General features: G+C 34.9%; 7 protein-coding genes and 1 pseudogene. All 8 read right to left on the reverse strand.

Translation table 11 applies throughout. From position 1 onward, the window contains the following. A pseudogene (locus tag ACSVH2_RS13895) lies at positions 1 to 2,429 on the reverse strand (hypothetical protein); the annotation flags it as partial. A gap of 142 nt (positions 2,430 to 2,571) precedes the next feature. After that, positions 2,572 to 4,437 carry an OmpA family protein gene (locus ACSVH2_RS13900; protein ID WP_438093786.1) on the reverse strand — a complete coding sequence of 622 codons (1,866 nt, stop codon included), beginning with the start codon at positions 4,435 to 4,437 and terminating at the stop codon, positions 2,572 to 2,574. Positions 4,438 to 4,456: 19 nt separating this feature from the next. Next, positions 4,457 to 5,392, reverse strand: coding sequence for a PorP/SprF family type IX secretion system membrane protein (locus ACSVH2_RS13905; RefSeq protein ID WP_438093787.1), 936 nt, complete (start codon positions 5,390 to 5,392; stop codon positions 4,457 to 4,459). A gap of 72 nt (positions 5,393 to 5,464) precedes the next feature. Next, positions 5,465 to 14,896 carry a choice-of-anchor J domain-containing protein gene (locus tag ACSVH2_RS13910; RefSeq protein WP_438093788.1) on the reverse strand — a complete coding sequence of 3,144 codons (9,432 nt, stop codon included), beginning with the start codon at positions 14,894 to 14,896 and terminating at the stop codon, positions 5,465 to 5,467. 448 nt (positions 14,897 to 15,344) lie between these two features. Next, entirely contained in the window at positions 15,345 to 16,493 is a 1,149-nt protein-coding gene (locus ACSVH2_RS13915) for a tetratricopeptide repeat protein (RefSeq protein WP_438093789.1), read from the reverse strand. After that, positions 16,493 to 18,073 carry a helix-turn-helix domain-containing protein gene (locus tag ACSVH2_RS13920; RefSeq protein WP_438093790.1) on the reverse strand — a complete coding sequence of 527 codons (1,581 nt, stop codon included), beginning with the start codon at positions 18,071 to 18,073 and terminating at the stop codon, positions 16,493 to 16,495. The genes ACSVH2_RS13915 and ACSVH2_RS13920 overlap by 1 nt, the downstream gene beginning before the upstream one ends. A gap of 203 nt (positions 18,074 to 18,276) precedes the next feature. Next, positions 18,277 to 18,726, reverse strand: a complete 450-nt coding sequence (locus tag ACSVH2_RS13925) for a T9SS type A sorting domain-containing protein (protein ID WP_438093791.1) — start codon at positions 18,724 to 18,726, stop codon at positions 18,277 to 18,279. Continuing rightward, positions 18,701 to 21,898, reverse strand: coding sequence for a beta strand repeat-containing protein (locus ACSVH2_RS13930; RefSeq protein WP_438093792.1), 3,198 nt, complete (start codon positions 21,896 to 21,898; stop codon positions 18,701 to 18,703). The genes ACSVH2_RS13925 and ACSVH2_RS13930 overlap by 26 nt, the downstream gene beginning before the upstream one ends. Positions 21,899 to 21,908: the final 10 nt, after the last annotated feature.

The following is a 21,908-nucleotide window of genomic DNA, read 5'->3' on the forward strand; positions in this document are numbered from 1 at the left end:
GTTGGTTGGACAATTATGTTTATTGTTGCAATACTTGTATCTGTAATACAAGGTGCAAGGCCTACTAAAGTATAAGTAAACGTTGAAGATGTAGCGCCAACGGCTGGTGTGAAAGTTCCTACTCCTGCATTGAATACTCCGCCTGTTCCTGAAGTGCGTGTCCAAATTCCTCCTGTTTGTTCTCCAGTAATTAAACTAAATAAATCAATGGTAACTGAACTAGTTTCGCAAACTGTAGTAGTGCCATCGGTTCCTGCGTTAGGCTGTGGATTTATTGTTATTGTAGCAATACTTGAAGCATTTATACAAGGTGCAACGCCTACTAAAGTATAAGTAAAAGTAGAAGTTGTAGCGCCAACTGCTGGTGTAAACGTTCCTGCTCCAGCATTGAATACACCGCCAGTTCCTGAAGTACGTGTCCATGTTCCGCCTGATTGTTCTCCAGCAATTAAACTAAATAAATCAATGGTAGCTACACTGGTTTCACAAATTGTAACAGCACCATCAGTTCCTGCTATGGGTTGAGCAATTATGTTTATTGTAGCAAGACTTGTATCTGTAATACAAGGCGCAACGCCTATTAAAGTATAGGTAAACGTTGAAGTTGTAGCGCCAACGGCTGGTGTAAATGTTCCTACTCCTGCATTGAATACCCCGCCTGTTCCAGAAGTTCGTGTCCAAACGCCTCCTGTCTGTTCTCCTGTAATTAATCCGAATAAATCAATGGTTGCAATACTAGTTTCGCAAAATGTAGTAGCACCATCAGTTCCTGCAATTGGTTGAGCAATTATGTTTATTGTAGCAAGACTTGTATCTGTAATACAAGGTGCAACACCTACTAAAGTATAAGCAAAAGTTGAAGTTGTAGCGCCAAGGGCTGGTGTAAATGTTCCTACTCCAGCATTGAATACTCCGCCTGTTCCTGAAGTACGTGTCCAAACGCCTCCTGTTTGTTCTCCAGTTATTAAACTAAATAAATCAATAGCTGCAATACTGGATTCACAAATTGTAGTGGTGCCATCAGTTCCTGCATCAGGTTGACCGCCTATATTTATTGTAGCGATACTTACATCATTTATACATGGTGCAACTCCAAGTAATGTATACTCAAAAGTAGAAGTTGTAGCTCCAGCTGTTGGAGTGAATGTTCCTAAAACAGAATCGAATACTCCTCCAGTTCCTGAAGTACGTGTCCATGTTCCGCCTGATTGTTCTCCTGTGATTAAACTAAATAAATCTAAAGGGATTAAACTGCTTGCACATATAGTTACGCCTCCATCTAAACCTGCATCGGGTTGCTGATTTACAGTAACTGTTCTAGATATATTTAACGGCTGTGAACAGATAATAATACCTGAAGAGTCTAAATTTCTTACTCCATTTAATGTATAAGTTCTTGTTGAATTTAATGTTTCGTTAATAATAAATAAACCAGAAGCAGGGAATATTGAAGTTTGAATTGGTCCACCATCAATTGTATAATCAAAGGTTGCTCCGGGAGTTCCAGTATAGGTTACAGTTACACTACTACCATTACAAATGACCGAATTAGAAACACTCAATGTAGCATTTGGAACTAAATTAACAATTAAATTAAAACTAGTTGTACTAAAACATCCTGTTGAAATATCGGTTACTCTAGCATAAATAGTCTGTGGATTTGATGTATTTGAATATATATTTGGTAATGGTAATATATTATCAATAGCATTTGAAATTGTAGTATGAAATGAAATTGTATTTGATACGGTATTAGAGTTTATTAGAGGTCTTAGTGTATTGAGATCGAAAACCCCCACATTTGGAGTATTGCTACAGGTTTTTACATCAGCAATTGAATTGGCTGTTGGTGGTGTTGGAAAAGCTCCTGCTCCCGCAGTAGCAGTTCCTGTCCATTGTATTTGAAAACCACCATTTCCTACTGGTCTATCAACAGCAATATAATAGGTTTGTCCAGGATTTACAGTTAACCATCTCACGAATCCATTCCCATTCGCACCTGGTCCAACTGAAGTTGCCAATGTAGTTCCTACCATCCCTGTAACATTGCTTGTTAATCCGGCAAGAGCTGGATTAGTTGAACAACATCTAATTGGAGGTCCTAAAGCACCGCAAACAGCATTTGCTGCAAAAACATAAAAATCATAATCAACACTGATTGCTGGATCATCTGGAATTAAATTAAAACCTAGAGAACTACCTGGGATAACAGTTGGAGCAATCGTGATTTTTAACCATAATGAATTACTCTCGGTTCCTCCGCAAGAATTACTAACAATTTCTTGGAATTGACCAATACCGCTGGCATTGGAAAAGAAAGTCCCATTACCACATACTGTAACCGCTCTTACACAATCATTTGGGAGAGTTTGTGCAACAGTCGAACCAACTGAAATTAACACTAATACTATTATTAAAATCTTCTTCATGAGAACTTTCTTTTATAACACAATAGCCAATCTCAAAATTATGAGATTAGCTATCATTTTACAATCATTAATTATATTAACTTTTTAACTTTATTATCAATGAATGTTTTTTGTGTATGTATGTTTAAATTAATCTTAAATCTTATTTTTTAACTATTACAAATTCAGATCGTCTGTTTTGCGCATTCTCTTCTTCTGAACATGGCTCACACTTGATTTTTGGTTCTGAATTACCAAATCCTTTTCCAGAAACTCTATCTTTTGTTATCCCTTTTGAAAGTAAATATTGTACAGTTGATTGAGCTCTTCTCTCTGATAATTTAATATTATAATTGCTTTTCCCTTTTGAGTCGGTGTGAGATTTTACAAAGATAACCATTGATGGATTTTCTTTCATCACTTTTACCAATTTATCTAACTCATTTGCACCTTGAGCGGTGATATTACTTTTATCAAAATCAAAATACACATTTTTTAAAATCACTTCGGTTTCTGTAATTATCACTTCTGAAGGAACTAACTGTGCTTGAACGATTACTTGACCAGATTTTGTTTTTTGTATTGGAAATGATTCTGTTTCGAAATTATCCGCTTTTACAACAAAAGTATATGCTGTTTGACATTCGATATCATAACTAACTTTACCTTCCGAATTGGTTTGCTTTGTTTCAATGGTATTTCCTTTAGTATCTAAAATAGATACTGTAGCATTAGTCAATATTGCCCCTGTTTGTTTGTTGGATACAACAGCAATAGCTTCAGCTACACAAACTGGTGTTGCTGCAAAAATAGCATCTGTTCCATTTCTATTGGAAGCAAAATAACCTACATTAGCTGTTGTGTTAAATGACAATGAAAAATCATCTTTCTCACTATTCACTGGCTTTCCAACATTTTGAGCTTCTTCCTTTTTATTTAAATCAACTTTAAAAACATCCAATCCACCAAATCCTTGTTTTCCCGAAGACGCAAAATAAAGAGTATTATCATCTGTAATAAAAGGAAAGTTTTCTTTTCCAGGTGTATTAACATTAGGACCTAAGTTTTGTGGTTTTCCATAACCATTTGCTTCAATGGAAACTTTCCAAATGTCAGATTCACCCAAACTATTTGGCATATTGGAAGCAAAATACAACGTTTTGCCATCTTTACTTAAACTTGGGTGTGTTATAGAATAGCTAGTACTATTAAATGGTAATGCTTCAATTTGTGTCCATTTACCATCTTTTTTTGTTGCTTTATAAAGTCCTTGTTGACCAATTTTTGTTTTAGTAGATTTATTGTTTTCATATTGACCTTCACTATGACCATCTCTTGCAAAGTACATGGTATTTCCATCACTGCTGATAGTAACAGGTCCATCATGATAAGCGGTATTCAATTCACTAACGCTGGTTGGTTCTGAAAAAGTTCCAGACTCACTTCTAGTAGCTTTGAAAATATCCAAATAAGGTTGATTTATCCACTTATCAGTCTTTTTAGAACTATTTCTTGTACTTACAAAATACAGCGTATTTTCATTTGTTAATACAGCACCAAAATCACTCTGTCCATTACTTTTAATATTGGTTTCAGCAATATCAAACATTTTGGATTTATTAGCTAAACTTGGAATATAATTTGGATTGGCTTTATGCTCTTTGGCTCTACTATCATTAGGAGATAAACTAGCAAAAATATCCATCTGTTTATTAGCTTCTTGATATTTGCCTTGAACTTTTAAGGTTTCTGCATAGTGATAATATATTTCAGCAACATTTTTCTCTTTGGTAGCTTTAGCATACCATTTAGAAGCTTCTGAAGTATTGAATACATTGTAGTAACTCTCTGCAAGTTGTGTGTAAACATATTGGTTAGCATTTTTACTATCTGCAAGTTTTAAATACTCATCTATTGCGCCAATATATTGATAACTTTCAAATAATTTATCCGCTTTTTCAGTTGACTTATTTTGAGCATAACTCACTGTTAACAACAAAATCAAACTTAATGTAATATATTTTTTCATTTTAATTGATGCTTAAGTATTAGAAAAATCTTGGTGAAACAGAAACTTTTTTAGGGAAATTCAAATCAAACAATAGCATAAACTCATGGGATGCTGGCGTTGTTGTGTTCAAGTCAGACATAACATGATCATAAGCATACCCTATTCGAATACTTGGTGTTACTGCAAAATTTAGCATCGCTCCAAATGAATCATCTAATCGATAAGTGGCTCCAGCCTCAAATTTTTCAAAAAATAAAAAGTTAGCTGACACATCTAAAGATGTTGGTGCATTGAAAGCTGACTTTAACATAAAGGATGGTTTGAACTTAGTGTTTGCTGATAAGTCAAAAACATATCCACCCGTTAAAAAATAATGTTCAGTTTCATTTCCAAACTCATAGGTATTATCGTTTACTGTTAAATCAAGATGTGTACTATTTAACATGTTGGGCACAGAAAAAGCAACATAGTATTTATCGGTATAATAAAATACTCCAGTTCCAATATTAAAATAGGTATTGCTAGTATTTTCACTAAAAGCGATATCTCCTGGTTGTGGAACAAATCCGTTTCCAATATCTGAAAACAGTCCTATGTTTTGGAAAGTTACACCAGATTTCAAACCAAATGCCAAGTTATGACCATTTCCTAAACGAAGCGTGTAAGAGAAATCGGCATATATATTATTCTCTTCCACTGGTCCAATTTTATCAGAAATGGCAGATAATCCCAAACCAACATTTTTTCCAACTGGACTATGAAAAGAAAAAGTTGCTGTCTTTGGTGCTCCTTCTAAACCAACCCATTGTTGTCTATATAAAATAGCTCCAGATAAGTTTTCTTTTGAACCTGCATAGGCTGGATTCACCACACTCATATTATACATGTATTGGGTATAATGTGGATCTTGTTGGGCTTGAACTTCCAATGCGAACAATGATAGTAATACTAGTGCTAAATATCCTTTTTTCATTAGGCTTTTCATTTTTATTAATTAATAGTTTGACTTAAATATAACCGAAATCAAACTTTTTATGTTTATTGATTAATATTCTCTGTTAATATAAACCCATCCTGTTTTACTAGCTCCATCAACTGTATGTATGCTATAGAAATAAGTTCCGTCTGGCAATTCATCTCCTTGATCTGACTGTCCTTTCCATTGATTGGTGTATGTACCATTGTAGTAAAATACAGTAGTACCATAACGGTTGAAAATAGTAATTTCTTTTACTCCATATCCTGTCAAATCAAAAGTGTCGTTGAAACCATCATCGTTTGGCGAAATACCTTTTGGTATGATTTTACAAGGATTATAAGCCACTTCAAAATCATCAAAACCTTCACATCCATCAACTGAAACTGAAACGCTAAATGTTACAGGCAAAGTAACTGATGGATTTTGCTCTAAATAATCACTAACATTAAATGTCGATGCATTTGAACCAAACACTGGTGTATTGGATACACTCCAACTGTAAGTTACATTATTTGGATTGAAAGAACCATTAACTGGTTGTGCGTCTAATACTAACTGTTGGTTTTGACAACTATCATCTATCACAACAACAGGTTTTGATGAAATGGTCAATATTGAATTACTTGATCCAGCAATTGTACATGTTGAACCATCTGCTGCAATACTATAAACTACAGTATACGTTCCAGGTAAACTTCCAGAAATGTTTATTTCACCTGTAGTACTATTGATTACTAATCCCGTTGGGGTTGCTGTGAAAGTTCCTCCTGTTGTAAATCCAGCAGAAGTTGATGGTAATGCATTAGCAGAAGTTGCACAATAATTACTATCATAGCTAAATCCTGTTACTGGATTCACTCCTGAAGTAATAACTAAATTAGCTGTAGATGTTGCAGCTGCAGTACACGTTGTTGTATTGGCAGCCAATGTGTAGGTAATCACATGCGTTGCAACTGTAGCTGTTGCTAAATTTACTGCTCCAGTTGTTGGATTAACAGTAACCGTTGAAGAACTGTATACGCCACCAGTAACAAAATTAGGTGTCAATACAGGAAGTGGATTAACAGCTGCGTTAATACAAGTTTGAGCATAGCTAAAAGTAACATTTGGTGTAGTCAATGGATTTACAGTTATTATAGCTGAACCTGTTTGTGTTTGACTACAAGTTGTAGTGCCAGATACCACACTCACTAATGAATATGTACTACTTGTACTTAATACTGGAGTTGTAATTGATGCGGTTCCTGTGGCATTCAATGTTATGGTTTGGTTAGAACCACCATCAACTGTATAAGTCACTATAGCATTTGGTGTTCCATTGAACGAAACAAGAGCAGTTGTTCCTGTACAAATTGATGTTGTTCCTGAAATAGTAGCCGTTGGCAAAGCATTTACTGTTACTACAGCAGTTCCTGTTAGTGTTTGACTACATGATGTTGCTCCTGAAGTAACACTTACCAAGGCATAAGTAGTAGTATTAGTTATAACTGGTGTTGTAAGAGTAGCAAAACCAGTATTATCTAGGGTAATGGTTTGGTTAGTACCACCATCAACAGTATAAGTTACAGTTGCGTTTGGAGTACCATTAAATGTAATCACTGCTGTTGCACCTGAACAAATTGCTGTTGTTCCAGAAATGGTTGCTGTTGGTAGAGTATTTACAGTTACTACCGCAGTTCCAATTTGAGTTTGACTACAAATTGGTAATCCCGTTGAACTCACATTTACTAAAGTATAGGTACTGTTTGCAGTTAATGAAGGTGTAGTTACTGTAGCTAAACCACTCGCATCTAAAACAATAGTTTGGTTTGTTCCACCATCAACAGTATAGGTTACAGTAGCATTTGGCGTACCATTAAATGTAATTACTGCTGTTGTTCCAGAACAAATAGTTGTTGTTCCAGATATACTAGCTATTGGTAAAGCATTTACAGTTACTACTGCCGAACCTGTTTGTGATTGACTACAAACTGGAGTTCCTGCCGAAGTAACACTCACTAAGGCATACGTACTATTTGCTGTTAATGTTGGTGTAGTTAACGTTGCTGAACCTGTGGCATCCAAAACAATGGTTTGACTTACTCCTCCATCAACAGTATAAGTCACTGTAGCATTTGCAGTTCCAGTAAATGTAATTACTGCAGTTCCACCTGAACAAATTGTGGTAGTTCCAGAAATAGTTGCTGTAGGTAATCCATTTACAGTAACTACTGCAGAACCAGTTTGTGCCTGAGAACATGAAGTTAAACCGGCGCTAGATACATTTACTAAATTATATGTAAATACTCCAACCGCTGAAGTTGGCACACTGATTGAAACATTATTTCCTGTTGTAGTGGTTATAGTTTGATTGGCACCTCCATTTACATTATATGTAAAAGTATATGGACTTGCTCCATTTGCTCCTATAAATGTAACAACTGGACTAGCAGCATTCAAACACACTGTTGAATTTCCTAAAATAGTAGCTGTTGGCAATGAACCTACTGTAATTATTGCAGAACCAGTTTGTGCTTGACTACAAGTTGATGTACCTGAAGTAACACTTACTAAAGTATACGTGCTATTTGAAGATAATGCTGGTGTTGTAATTGTTGCAGCGCCAGTAGCATCTAAAGTAATCGTTTGGTTTGAACCTCCATCAACAGTATAAGTAACCGTAGCATTTGGAGTTCCGTTAAATGTTATTACTGCTGTGGCACCTGAACAAATAGAGGTTGTCCCTGAAATAGTAGCTACAGGTAATGCATTTACTGTTACAATTGCAGCACCTGTTTGCAGTTGACTACAAATTGGTAATGCTGTTGAACTAACGCTAACTAAAGCATAAGTACTGTTTGTTGTTAATGCTGGTGTTGTAATTGATGCTGTTCCAGCAGCATTCAAAGTTATCGTTTGATTTACTCCACCATCAACAGTATAGGTTACAGTTGCGTTTGGTGTTCCATTAAATGTAATTACTGCTGTTGAGCCAGAACAAATTGATGTAGTTCCAGAGATAGTAGCTGATGGCAAGGCATTAACTGTTATTAAAGCATTACCAGTTAGTAATTGACTACATGTTGGCGTTCCTGCAGAAGAAACACTCACCAAAGTGTAATTACTATTCAAAGTTAATACTGAAGTTGTCACTGTTGCCGAACCACTTGCATCTAAGATAATTGTTTGGTTTGAACCACCATCAACAGTATAAGTGACCGTAGCATTTGGTGTTCCATTAAATGTAATTACCGCAGTTGTTCCTGAACAAATGGTTGTTGTGCCAGATATAGTTGCCGTTGGCAAATCATTTACTTGAACTACAATTTGAGCACGTGAACCTTCACATCCAACACCATCAACTGAACTTACATAGTAAACTTGTGTACTTCCAGCAACCGATGTGTTTGGTGTAGGCGCAATAGTTGTACCTGTTCCTCCTGTTGCACTTGTATACCACAATAAGGTATTTCCAGTTGCAACAGTAGCTGTTAATGGAGATGCCGTGGCGTTCAAACAATAAACTGTTGGATTCACCACAATTGGAGTTTCTGCATTTCCTTGTTTGGTAATGGTTATTGTTTTATCACAATAACGTGTTTTCCAATGAAAGACATAGTTTCCAGGAGCCGTAAATCCGCTTACTGCAGTTGCTCCAGTGTTTGGAGAAGCAATAGTGGTTACTGCTGGATTTGTTGGTTCAGCTTCCCACATTCCAACTCCATTAGCATCAAAATTCATCGATGTTGTGGTACAGTTTAATGTAGTATTAGCCGTTGCGATATTGATATCCGTATTTGGTATAAAATTAGCAGCATCTAAAACGTGACCGACTGCATTTTCCTTCACTCTGAATATAAATCGAGTTGTTGTTTGACCCGATGGTACTATATAATTACCTTCAATAAGTTGCCAAACTAGTGTATTAGAAAAATTTTCCACAACTAATGTAAACGGACCAGATGGCGGACCTGCATACAACTGAAGTGTAGATCCATTTGTTCTAGTAGCGGAAGCAAAACTGTATGACATTTGAGGTATTTCAGAAGTATCAAAATCTCTATACAATCCTTTTATATTAGGATCATTTGGATCCCATGCAGCTGCACCATCTTGTATTAACTGAATACACTGCCCTCCTGAATAAGGAGTTACATTTCCTGAATTTGTGGCCTCCTGAAAGAACATTGTTCCCGAAACAGTATTTACTCTCCAACCTGGTACAACTCTCGCATTAATAATAGTAGAAATTCCAGTTACACTTTGCATTGGTAGTTTTTCAAAATCATAATTAAAGGCATTCATATCACAAGCATTTGGTGTTGTAATACATATGCTAAATGTTTTATTTGTAGCAACAGGATCATCTAAGGTAAACCTAATTTTATAGGTCTTACCTACAACCAATTCACTGCTATACATGGTAACCATCGAATTATTTTCGCTACATCCTTTTTGAAGTAATGATCCGTCTGGTTGCACTTCATATAAGGCCATCATTATTTTTGGCCATGCACCTTGATAAGAAGAAGCATAGTAAGTACCAGGAGCGAGATTACCAATTTCAATAGTATGTACTTTTGAAGTGGCAATAAAGTCATACCAAATATCTCCTGAATTATTTCCAGTACAAGTAGTCGGATTTGGAGAGACGGTAGCACCAATAAACGAGGCATTAATACCCGAAACATCACATGTTGTTCCAGTATTAACTGGTAAACGTATAGCTGTACTTGACTCGTCATTTCTTATGAATACTTTTGGACCCGTCCAGAAACTCTTATCATTAGCGCTACAAATAGCACGTACAAAAAATTCAAAAGTTCCCCCTGTTGGATTTACAAAATCAGCAGCGGTAGGTGTATAAGTTGGGGAGTTTATAATAGTTCCTGATTGTGGAATAGTTCCATTGGTAACGGGCTGCACAAATACTTCCCATTGTGTTTCAGAACCACCAGGCGTCCAAGTAAAAGTTCCTAAATTGTTGACCGCTACATTAGTTGGTTGAGGACAAGTAACAACTCCACAATTAGCCACTGCTGTGAAAATATTAGTATAAGGAGTTCCTAATCCTAATGGACTGGTCCAAACAATATTATTCAATTCGTCTCTTATGACTACTTGAGCTTGTGTGTACTGAGCTCCACTACCACCACCAGCGTTATAATACAATGAATATTCAACGCCTCTGCACAAAAAGACGTCATAATCTATAGATGTAGGTTGATTTGCACCAGTATATGGAAATATTAAATTTTGAACAATAACACCGTTTTGTCTCACTTCAACACTTTCATATACGTGACCTGTACTACCATTAGTAACCGTCATTTTATATTGACATACATTAGAATAATCACATTTTGTAGTAAACGTAAATGGTCCAACCCATTCACTTTGTGAAGATCCACTACAAATAGCTCTAATGTAATATTGATATTGAGTAGACGGAATTAAACCAGTTATAGTTTTAGGGTGTGTTGTTGTAGTAACAAGATATTCAGGAAGTGTGGCACCAACTGGTGCTGGAGTACCAGATGGCTGTACCGATATTTCCCAAGAAGTTTCAGAACCTACTACTTCCCAATTAATATCTGCAGTTGTATCAATAACATTAGTAGTTGTAACATTTATAACAGAAGGACAAGCTGGGATATCTTCAACAATTACATTATCAATAAAGGTGTATTGACCTCTATAATTCCATGGATTAGATGGGAAGAAAGGGGTCTGAAAAGCAAGATTAATATTTGTAGGAACAGTAATGTCCGTCAAATTAATAACCATTTCTCTTGCAATTGGATTGTTAATTACCTCATGAGAAAATTGAATATTTTGAACTCCTGTTTGAGTAATTGTGGCGTTATTGGTTAATGTTATTAGAGAACCCTGAACTGCAGCAACATAAGTAGGATAAGGAAATGGAAAACCTGGGATGTAGATAAAATCCCCTACTCTCACATCTTGTGGAGACGGTAATGTAACGGTGTTTGAACCTGTTACAACACCATTGGCATCTGTATATAAATTTAATGAATTCTCATATAAAATAGTTGAGAATTGATCAATTGCTGCACCAGTAGTAGACAGTCTTACTTTTAAATCTTCTTCAAAAAAGGAACTGTATGTTTTGTAATAAAAACGTAATCTTTGGTTTGGACGTGCCATTAAAGTTGGTGAAATCAACCAATCATTATTATTTCCATTAGAACCTGTCATCATAGCCGCCATTTGATCACCAAAAATCGGATTCGCTGTTTGGTTAAGAAACCATTCACTACCATCTGCATTGCCATTTTCAATAGCCCAACAGGATTCTGTTGTTGAATTACTGTCAAATGTTTCAGTAAAAGGAGTTGGTAAAGCAATACAAGTAGTTTTGAATCGAAATGGACCAACCCAGTTACTACTTTCTGTAGCACTACAAACTGCTTTAACATAATACTCATATAGAGTGTCAGGTGATAAACCAACAGCGCTGTAAGCTGGAGTTATGTTAACTGTTGTTCCAGATCCTGTTGGAACTCCAGATCCTGGGCTTTGAATAACAACTTGCCACTGTGTTTCTGTATAACCTGCAGTCCAACTTAAATTGGCTGTAGTTGTTGTAATCCCTGAAACATCCAAATTTGCAAGATTAGGATCAGGACAAGGTGGTGCATCATCAATAACCACATCATCAATCATTACAACACCAGAATTTGCTGGATCTGTCATCGTTGGTGGCACTCTGAAGGCAATATAAAATGTTCCTGTTCCAGTAAATAAAACAGAATCCTCTTGATAAGCACCGTTTGTAAAATCATGTGATGGAATCAATGTAGTATAAGTTGCAAAATCAGGTGTTGGAGACATTAATACTTCAAAATTACCTCTTGGAGATGGGTAAAAAAGTGAAGTAGCAGCTCTGTATTGAAATCGAAGTCTTTTTAGTCCAACAACATTAATTGGAACACTAATTAACCAATCGTCAAAGGAAGCGAAAGGATTCATAAAAGCTCCTTGGGGTTGTATACTGGCTTCAGTTGCGCTAATTCTCCATTGCGCTACATCACCAGCAACATTTCTGGTAGTCCAACAGAATTTTTTGGAATTTACATCACTATCGTTAAAACTCTCGTAATAAGGTGAAAATTGGGCTATACATGATGTAATAAACCTTGTTGGACCTATCCACTGACTTTGCAAAGTTGAGCTACAATATGCTCTAACATAAAATTCATATCTGGTAGACGGAATTAATCCTGTTAAAGTATAAGGATTAGTATTTACCAATTGTCCTGGTGTTGAAGCCGTTGGTGCTGGTGAGCCAAAGGGTTGTGCTATAATTTCCCATTGTGTATTGTTGTAACCATTTGTCCAAGATACTTCAGCTGATGTAGAAGTTATAGAACCTGGGGTAATAACAGGATATTGAGGTTCTGAACAGGCTGGTAAATCTTCTATATAAACATCATCTAGATAAAACCAATTTCCTTCTTGTAAAGCTCCCTCTGGTAGTACCCATGCAATACTAACATCACCCACTATAGTATTAGGTATTGGAACTATTATTTCAACATAGTTATAAGCTGTAGTATATTGTGCTAAAGGAATTAAAACTGTAGTAAAGTTATTTGGCCCAACTCCAGTTGTAGAAATTCGAACTTCAAATGAACATTTTCCTCCGACAGGATTATTCACAATTAGACCCCAATTACCATAGTTATTAAACTTGAATCGCAATCTCTTTTGAGTAACCCCATCAAAATTAAATTGAGGCGAAATCAACATATCATTTGAATTTTGTGTTCTACATCTTGCTACTGGCTCACTAAACGCACTATTTCCAAAAGCAAAAAATTGCAAATCATTATTCAGATTTTGTTGCGACCAGCACTCCAATGTAGAATCATTAAAACCTGTATAATAAGGTAATGGGAAAGGATTACATGGTGTAGTGAAAGCTCTTGGGGTGCTCCAAGGACCAGGGATACCACCACAAACTGATCGAACATAAAGATTGTATTGTGTCCCTGCTGTAAGTCCTGATATTGTATTACCCACATTAGTATTTGTTGAGGTCAAAACCGTAGATCCAATTGGTGCTCCAGCACTAAATGGCATAGCCACGTATTCCCAACTACTAACTAAATTCTGCACATTATTCCAAGAAGCAACTGCAGAGGTTTGCTGTAAACTGTCAATAGTTAATGTTGCAGGAGCTGGACATGTTGAACCGCTTATGGTAAATGTAAAACAAATACCTGCCCCAGGATTAGAACGTTGGTAAGGAGAAGAAATAACAAATATATATGTTTGACCTGCTACAACATAAAAATTAGAGATGTTATTAGTTTGCTGATTACTTTCTGTAGTCATCGCCCCTAAACAAGATGCAGAAGTTCCAACCCCTGTACAACTATCAAAAATAAAAACACTAGATGAAGAATTGTAACAATTATTTCCACCTCCACCACTAGCAACAGTTATTGCTTGTCTGATGTTAACTAACCCAGTTGTTGATGGAGTAAAAGAAAGAAAAACGTGATTGCCTAGCAATTGGTTCTGAGTTGAAGCGTTTGGAGGCACACAACTTAATCCAATACTATTATAGGATGTATAAGTTTCACTGTCATAGTACTGAGCTAAATTAGCCGACAAAGTATAGGGACTAGTAATTACATCAGAAGGAACAATAATAGGTGAAGCACAATTCAGACCCAAAAATGATGTCCTAAATGTAAAAGGTCCAGCCCAACCACTTGATGTATCTGCATCACAGACAGTTCTTATGTAAACATCATAAGATGTGTTGTCTGTTAATCCTGTAGCAGTATAGGTAGTTCCGGTAACAGGTGTTCCTACAGTACCATGACCTGCTCCAATAGGCACTACTTCGATAGCAAAGTTTGTTGCTGTAGGATGTGTCCAATTTATAACTGCATTATCTGGTCCAACTACTGTTGTCACAGCTGTAACCTGAGCACAAGTTGTGATTACTCTAACGTTATCTACAAACCAAGAATCTCCAGCAGTAGATGTAACGCCAGTTTGATTAGTGACAGCGACAAAAGCAAAATAAACCGGAACTCCAGCAGGAATTCCAGAAACATCAACAATTTTTTCTTCATAAGTAGTAGCAGCTACATTTAACTCAGTCTCTGTCCACTGTTTCAAAACCACATTAAAACTAGTTATATCTGGTTGGTTGGAAAGCGAAACTCTTAACTGGTAAATAGTACCTCTATTGGAGAAATTACCTTGCTTGGTGAAAAATCTGACTTCTGCATTTGACGGTGTTATAATTTGAGGTGTAATCAAATAATATTCAGCAGTTGTACCAACAGTATTATTTGCGGCTGGATTTACCGTAGCAGCTCCTGTGGATTGTAAACCACCCGTAGCAGTATGAACCCAATTATTTGCTACCACTTGATTACTATTAATAGCCCATGTAGCAGGTATTCCTGAATTGAATGTTTCCGTTTGACTATAAACTAAACTCGTTAGTGATAACATTAATAACGAAACAATCACTTGAAAATTTATTTTAGCAAATAAGAGATTTGTAAAAAACATTAGATTCTTAAAAATATTAGAACAAAAGTTCCATATTGATTTCCCAAAAAAGAGTTGATTTTTATTCATTATAAAGTATTTTATTTTATATTTTTATTTAAAACAAGTTTCCAAATCACAATTAATATTTTAGAACTATAATTAATGGCTGCAATAAAAAAACAGACATTAAAATTACTTAAAAAAGCAATATCTGATACATTAAAAACGATTTAATTAATCTAAATTATTGAAATTAAAGCTGTATTAATCACTGATACACAGTATTATTATTGTAAATTAACCAATACAGTGTGCTAAAGTATAACAACATCAAGGATTATGAAATTTATATACTTTATAAATTCAGTAAATTAGAAAGGAAATAAAGAAGTTTTGAATAGAATACTAAAAAAAATAATGGAAATTATTTTCTTTTTTCTAGTTGCAGGTCGTTAATTTGCTTCTTAAGTAAAGCAATTTCTTTGTTTTCTTTTTTTATTAAAACAGTGAACAAAAAAATTATAAGCAACAAGATAAAGAACGATAATATAAGAAAATAATAAAATTTAGATTTTTCATCCTTAAGTTTATTATTCGACTCAGTCATTTTTAAATCAAGTGACTCGCTAACTGATTCTCGTTCGCTTTTCTTTACTAACTTTTGGACATTTAAGTATTTTGAATGGTAAACTTTAAATTTTTCCCATTCACTAGTGGCCAAATAATTTTCAGATAATCCTTTGTAAATTTCTTGATTTAAAACCAAATCTTCCACTTCATCAGAAAGCACTAGAGCCTCATTTAATTTTGCTATGGCATCCGTATAATTTCCTTCCAAAGTATAGACTTGAGCTAACCCTTTATTGGCAAAAGCTTGTAGACTTTTAGCATTTATGGTTTTAGCCGCAATAAAAGACTCTTTAAAATTTTGAATGGCTAATGCATTTTTGGACATCAAAATATAACAATTTCCTTTATTGTATTTTGCAATACTAATAATACTGTATGCAGGTTTAGATTTTATTTTTAATAACTCTGTGATACCTCTGTTAAAAAAATTAATAGCAATATCACAATTAAATTCTTCTTTATAAATAAATCCTCTTACAATATAATTTTTTCCCAAATCAGTATGGATAGAATCCTTCACAGGATATTCCATAATAGCCTGTTCCGCTTGATCCAAATATTGAATTGCTTTATCATAAATTTTTAATTGATGATAAATTATACCCGCTTTATTTAAAATTATTATTTTTAACATAGCATTATTTGTCTGGGGCAACATGCTATTGGCTTTGTTTAAATACTCAAGGGCTTTTACATAATTTCTTTTGGAAGTATAGGCATCACAAATCAATTTGTATCCTTTGATTTTACAATCTATATTATTAGCAGATTCTTTAACAATAGAAAATCCTATTTTAATAACTTTATCTGGATTAGAATAAATATCGTTACTAGCTTCATTTATAATGGCACCACAGGAGTTATTGTTTTGCGCATACGAAAAGTTCGTTAGACAAAAGCAAACAATAAATAAAAAATAAAAATTGGGTTTACTACTTTTCATTAAGAGACTAGCTTGTTTTCATTTTCACTGTTTAACAGTTCAATAAATGTAACAGGAGATATTCCTGTGATTGATTTGAATACGGTAGCAAAACTACTATGAGAAGAAAATCCACAATTTTCAGCTAAGTAACTAATTTTATAATTCATAAAATTAGGATCAGTTTTTAATTTCTCAACAATATAATTAATACGCAATCTATTGATGTAGGAATTAAAATTCATGTTGTAATGAGAGTTTATAACTTCAGACAAATATTTGGTATTAGTATCAAACTGTCCTGCCAAAACAGATAATGAAATGTCTTTATTATTGAAACGTTTTGAATTTTCGAATCGTTTTAGCTTACTTAAAATAAGTTCTTCCGTTTCTTTAAGAATAATATTTTTTTTAGGTTCAGGTTTTTTATCAACAATTTGGGCAGTGAAATTACTAGTAGTTATTTCAATGTATTTGATAATCTCTCTTAGATGAACCTTATTTTGAAAAACTTTCCACCAATAGAACAAACATCCTAAAATCATAACTAAAAACAACCCTAATACGATATACAAAACAGTAAAATTGCTTTCTTTCTGTTCAATAAAACTGTCATTGTACCCATCAGAAACTAAGTTATAAGCAGTGTTAATTGCTTCTTGCTCAATAATTTCAGACTTAAGTTGATTTTGAATAAAAGCGGCGTTTGTTAATTTGTAATTGGAAGTATCATTTAAAGCTAAATAGTTAACAATCTGCTGCTGCACAATCTTCTCTTGAAAAAAAACATTATTTAGGCCTTGAGAATTCTTGATTGCTTCATTTAATAATAATGAAACTTCGTTGTGCTTTTGTTTTAGAAAATTCAAATTGGCCAATCCAAGTAACGCATCAATTTTAGCATCGATTGGCGTATTCTTTTTAGTATTAGTTATTGATAAAGCTTCACTATATAAAAATTGAGACTTAGCAAAGTCCTTTTTTTCAAGATACGTTTCCGCTAGGACAATTGTGTAATATAAATTAAGATCTTGATTTGTCGTTAAAAATTCTTTTGAGAAAATTTCTTGATTCTGCAACAAATTCAAACCCTCTTCTACTTTATCTTCTTTAAGTAAGAATTGCACTTTTTCAAGTGTAATAGATGCTTTTAAAAACAATACTATTTGTTCATTAGTATTTGATGAAAAATTCTCCTCTAATTCTTGTAACGTTTTTTTGGCTTGTTTATCTAATGACAATTCTCTTAAAAGCTTGATTTTTTCAATCTCAATATTTATTTTTTCCTCCTGCGACAAATAAGATTCATAATTCTTTTCTTCGTACAAAAAATTCAAAGCACTACTGTAATCGCCTTTAACTTTGTAGGTTTTTGAAATTAAAAAATTAATTTTTGCCTTTTCATTATTAGAAATATTGGTTTTACTCAATAAATGCTGTGCAATTTTTAATGCTTGATCAGGTTTAGAATTTAGTAATTGTTCAATATCATTAGATAGATATTGCTTATTTAATAGAGACTGGGAATGTATTGCACTTGAAAACAACACAAAAAACATGATGAACAAAAAATACTTGTATGTTTTATAAATATACTCCATATATTCCTTTACCACTTTACTAGTTTCATATCGCAATTATGGCAAATATATAGAATAAAAAAATAAAAAGAAACTTTAAATTTATTTCACTAGACATAGCACATAATTAAGCATCTGACAAAATCCTATTTATAACAAAAAAAACCTTCTCAATTACTTGAGAAGGTTTTAATATTAATAGAAACTTATTTAGTAAAAGCTACTTATCTTTTAACTACACGTAGTGTTTTCATTTCTTCTCCTTGAGTAATATTTACATTGTAAACACCACTTGGATAACGATCACCAATAGCTAAATTTTCTAAATCATTTGGAGTAGTATCACGTTGTTCAATCAAACGACCAACCATGTCATATACTTTAATGTTAATAGTTTCTTTTGTAGAAGTTGTAACATCAATCATAAAGTTATTAGCAAATGGGTTTGGATAAGCCACAGCACTAAATGCATCTGTAATTTCTGCGTTAGCAGTTTGTTTTGCAACAACATTTGGTGTTGTAATTTCACATACTGTACCAAACCCTGATGCATAATCCTGACCGTCAATAGTTACTATTGCTTGAACCGATACATAGTACTTCGTCGCATACGTTAATGGTAACGTGGTCAAACTAGTCAATCTAAAGTTAGTGTAAGGTAGATGCAATATCATTATATTGTCCTACAACTGGATTAGGAACTAAAGACACACGGTAAACATAAGAACTTGCACCAAGTACCGAATTGATATATAGTCTTTGATTTATAGTTTCTAATGTCTGATTACATCCATTTATCGAAACACTTATCGTGCTTACTGCTGGTGTAGTAACATTACATAAAGATGAATACGGCGTAGTAGTAGCCACTCCATTAATAACTAAATCCGATTGAACTTCTACAGTATACGTTTTACCATAAGTAAGTGGCAAACCTCCGGTAACACTACCCAATCTGAAACTAGGAAAAGGAGTGGTATAAATATAAGTAGTTCCTGGTGCTGTTGACAACGCTACTCTCCAACGATACAATTGTGAACCAAATACAGTAGTTGCAAATATTCTATCATTGATTAACGAAAGGGTTTGGGTACATGGTCCTACGGCATTGGAAGGTGGTGCAGGTGTAGTAATAACACATACAGCACTATAAGGCTGTTCTACACCATTAACTATCGCAGCAACCTGAACATCAAAGCTCGTGCTATAAGTATAAACACTGGTCATCGTTAAATTAAAGTTAGGTACTGAACGATCTACAGTTGGAGCGGTCACTCCTGTTACATTGTTTTTCACTTTAAATCTATACCCTAAGGTACCTACAACACCACTTGGAACTGAACAACCAATACCACTATTGATAAATGGTAATGTTTGTCCACAATAGTTAGTGATACTTGTAAAATAAGGAGTGCCAAAAACATCATTAGTGATAATATTACTTGAAGCAGTATTTGTAGATAAACATAAACCTCCTGTAACTGTAATGTCTACACTTACTTGGTCGTTATCTACTAGATTATTAACAACATAAGTAGCAGAAGCACCACTTTGAACAGAAATACCATTCACTTTGAAATTATAATTAGCTATTCCACCACTTAAATTTCCAGCTGTTGCAGTAAAAGTAATAGGTGTTCCATAAGCAAAAGAATTATCCAAATCACTACTTGTTATTCCAACTGTTGGAGTTGAACTAGTTAAAACAGTCAAATTTAAAGTATTAATAATCGTACATCCGCTTCCGTTTACTGTGTTAAAAGTATAAACTCCACTTACATCATAAGTTAAACCACTAATTGACCATGTATAACTACCACAAGATACTTGATTATCAGTAGAAGTTAATTGCCCTGGCTGAGTTACAGTACCTGATGTTGTTGAAGTACAACCATTAGCATCTGTTACTGTATAAGAGTAAACACCTGCACTAACTGTGAATGTTCCTGCACCTGAATAAGGAGCTGTTCCACCTGTAGCAGATACGTTAACTGTAGTAGTTCCACCAAAACATGCAATTGAACCTGCAACTGAAGATGCAACTAAAACCGCTGGTTGCGATACTGTCCCTGATGTAGTTGAAGTACATCCATTATCATCAGTCACTGTAAAGCTATAAGGACCAGCAGATACAATGAATGTTCCAGTTCCAGAAGATGGATTATTACCACCTGTAGCAGAAACCACTACTGTAGTTGTCCCACCATTACACAAGATTGTTCCTGCTGTTGACGAAGCTACTACTGCTGTTGGAGTTCCAACTGTTACAGAAGTAGAAGTTGAACAACTGCTAGCGTCAACTGCTGAAATAGAATAAGTTCCTGAAGCAAGACCTATGAAAGAACCTGTTGTATTTGAACTTCCACCAGGAGTAATTGTATAAGTTACAGTTCCTACTCCACCAGTTGATGATGCACTAATGCTACCATTAGTTCCACCAAAACAAGATACATCAACATGCGTTGCAGAAATTGCAATAGCACATGCTGGTGCTGTAACTGATGCCGAAGCAGTTGTTGTACATCCATTTTGATCTACAATTGTTGCTGTGTAAGTACCTGCAGAAAGACCTGTTGCAGTAGCACCATTTTGAACTGGTGTAGTATCCCAAGAGATTAAGTAAGGACCTGTTCCACCAGCTGGAATAGCTGTAGCTGTTCCATCATTTGAAGATGGAGTAGTTGTAGCTGTTGCTGAAGCCGTAGCAGACAATACTGCTGGCGAACCAACTGTTACAGTTGAAGTTGTAACACATGAATTGGCATCAGTAACAGTAACCGAATGTAATCCTGCTGCTACATCTGTGAATAAAGCTGAAGTTTGACTAGCTCCACCATCTAAAGAATAAGTGTAAGGAGCTGTTCCGCCATTAGCCGTAGCTGTAATTGTCCCTGTTGCGCCAATAGCACAAAGCGTATTAGTGTGTGCCAGTGATAATGAAAGTGCCGATGTTGGACCATCAACAGTAAAATTTACAGTAACTGGAGTTGTACAACCACCATTACCAGTAACAACTACTGAATGAAGACCTGCTGCCAAACCTGAAACAGTAAAGGCATTTGCCACTAATGTTCCTGGAGTTGAAGCTCCACCATCTACCGTATAGGTAATAGCATTATTTGAAGCTGCTGGTGACATGGTAATAGTAGCCGATGTTGTTTGACCAAAACAAGCTATACCACTTATAGTACCTGCTGAACCACTTGTAAAACAAGTTTCAGTTGGTACGTTTAAGGGAAGAGATAACGGACTAGCTTGTGTATATCCTAATGCCAATGCTCCAGCAACAGGTGCTGTAGTTGTGATACTAACCGCAGGAGTAGCTGCACCAAATGGATACCCATTTACAAGTGAATTTGTTTTCCCGGTTGCTAATACATTTTGCAACCACAAAGTAGCATTGCTACTTGTAGCCCATGCTACACTATTAGTAATTCTATAAGTCCCAAGGATTAATGTTGTTCCTTGTGCCATATCAACACCGTTTGCTCCTGATAAAGCTTGTAAACTTATACGCATATGTCCTGCTGTTGCTACACCAGGAGTAGGAATAACCATTGCATCTAATGCAGGACTACTCTTTGAACCTGCAACATAAGCGGCAGAAATAGTACCTCCATTTATAATAGCAGTGTTGAAGTTAATTCCTGCTTGGTATCCAGCAAATCTTTCTCCACCAGCACTGTTACATGTTAATGAAAATGTTACGTCCATCGTTCTATCCGTTGGAGCTGTAGCGGTTATACTCATAGTATACCTTGTTTGAGCCTTTCCTGAGATGCTAAACATCATCAGGAAAAGGATCAATCCAAATTTGCACATTGTGCCTTTTATTGAATTTTTCATTTTATTAAAT

The sequence above is a fragment of the Flavobacterium sp. RSB2_4_14 genome (assembly GCF_051547085.1).
GTDB lineage: Bacteria > Bacteroidota > Bacteroidia > Flavobacteriales > Flavobacteriaceae > Flavobacterium.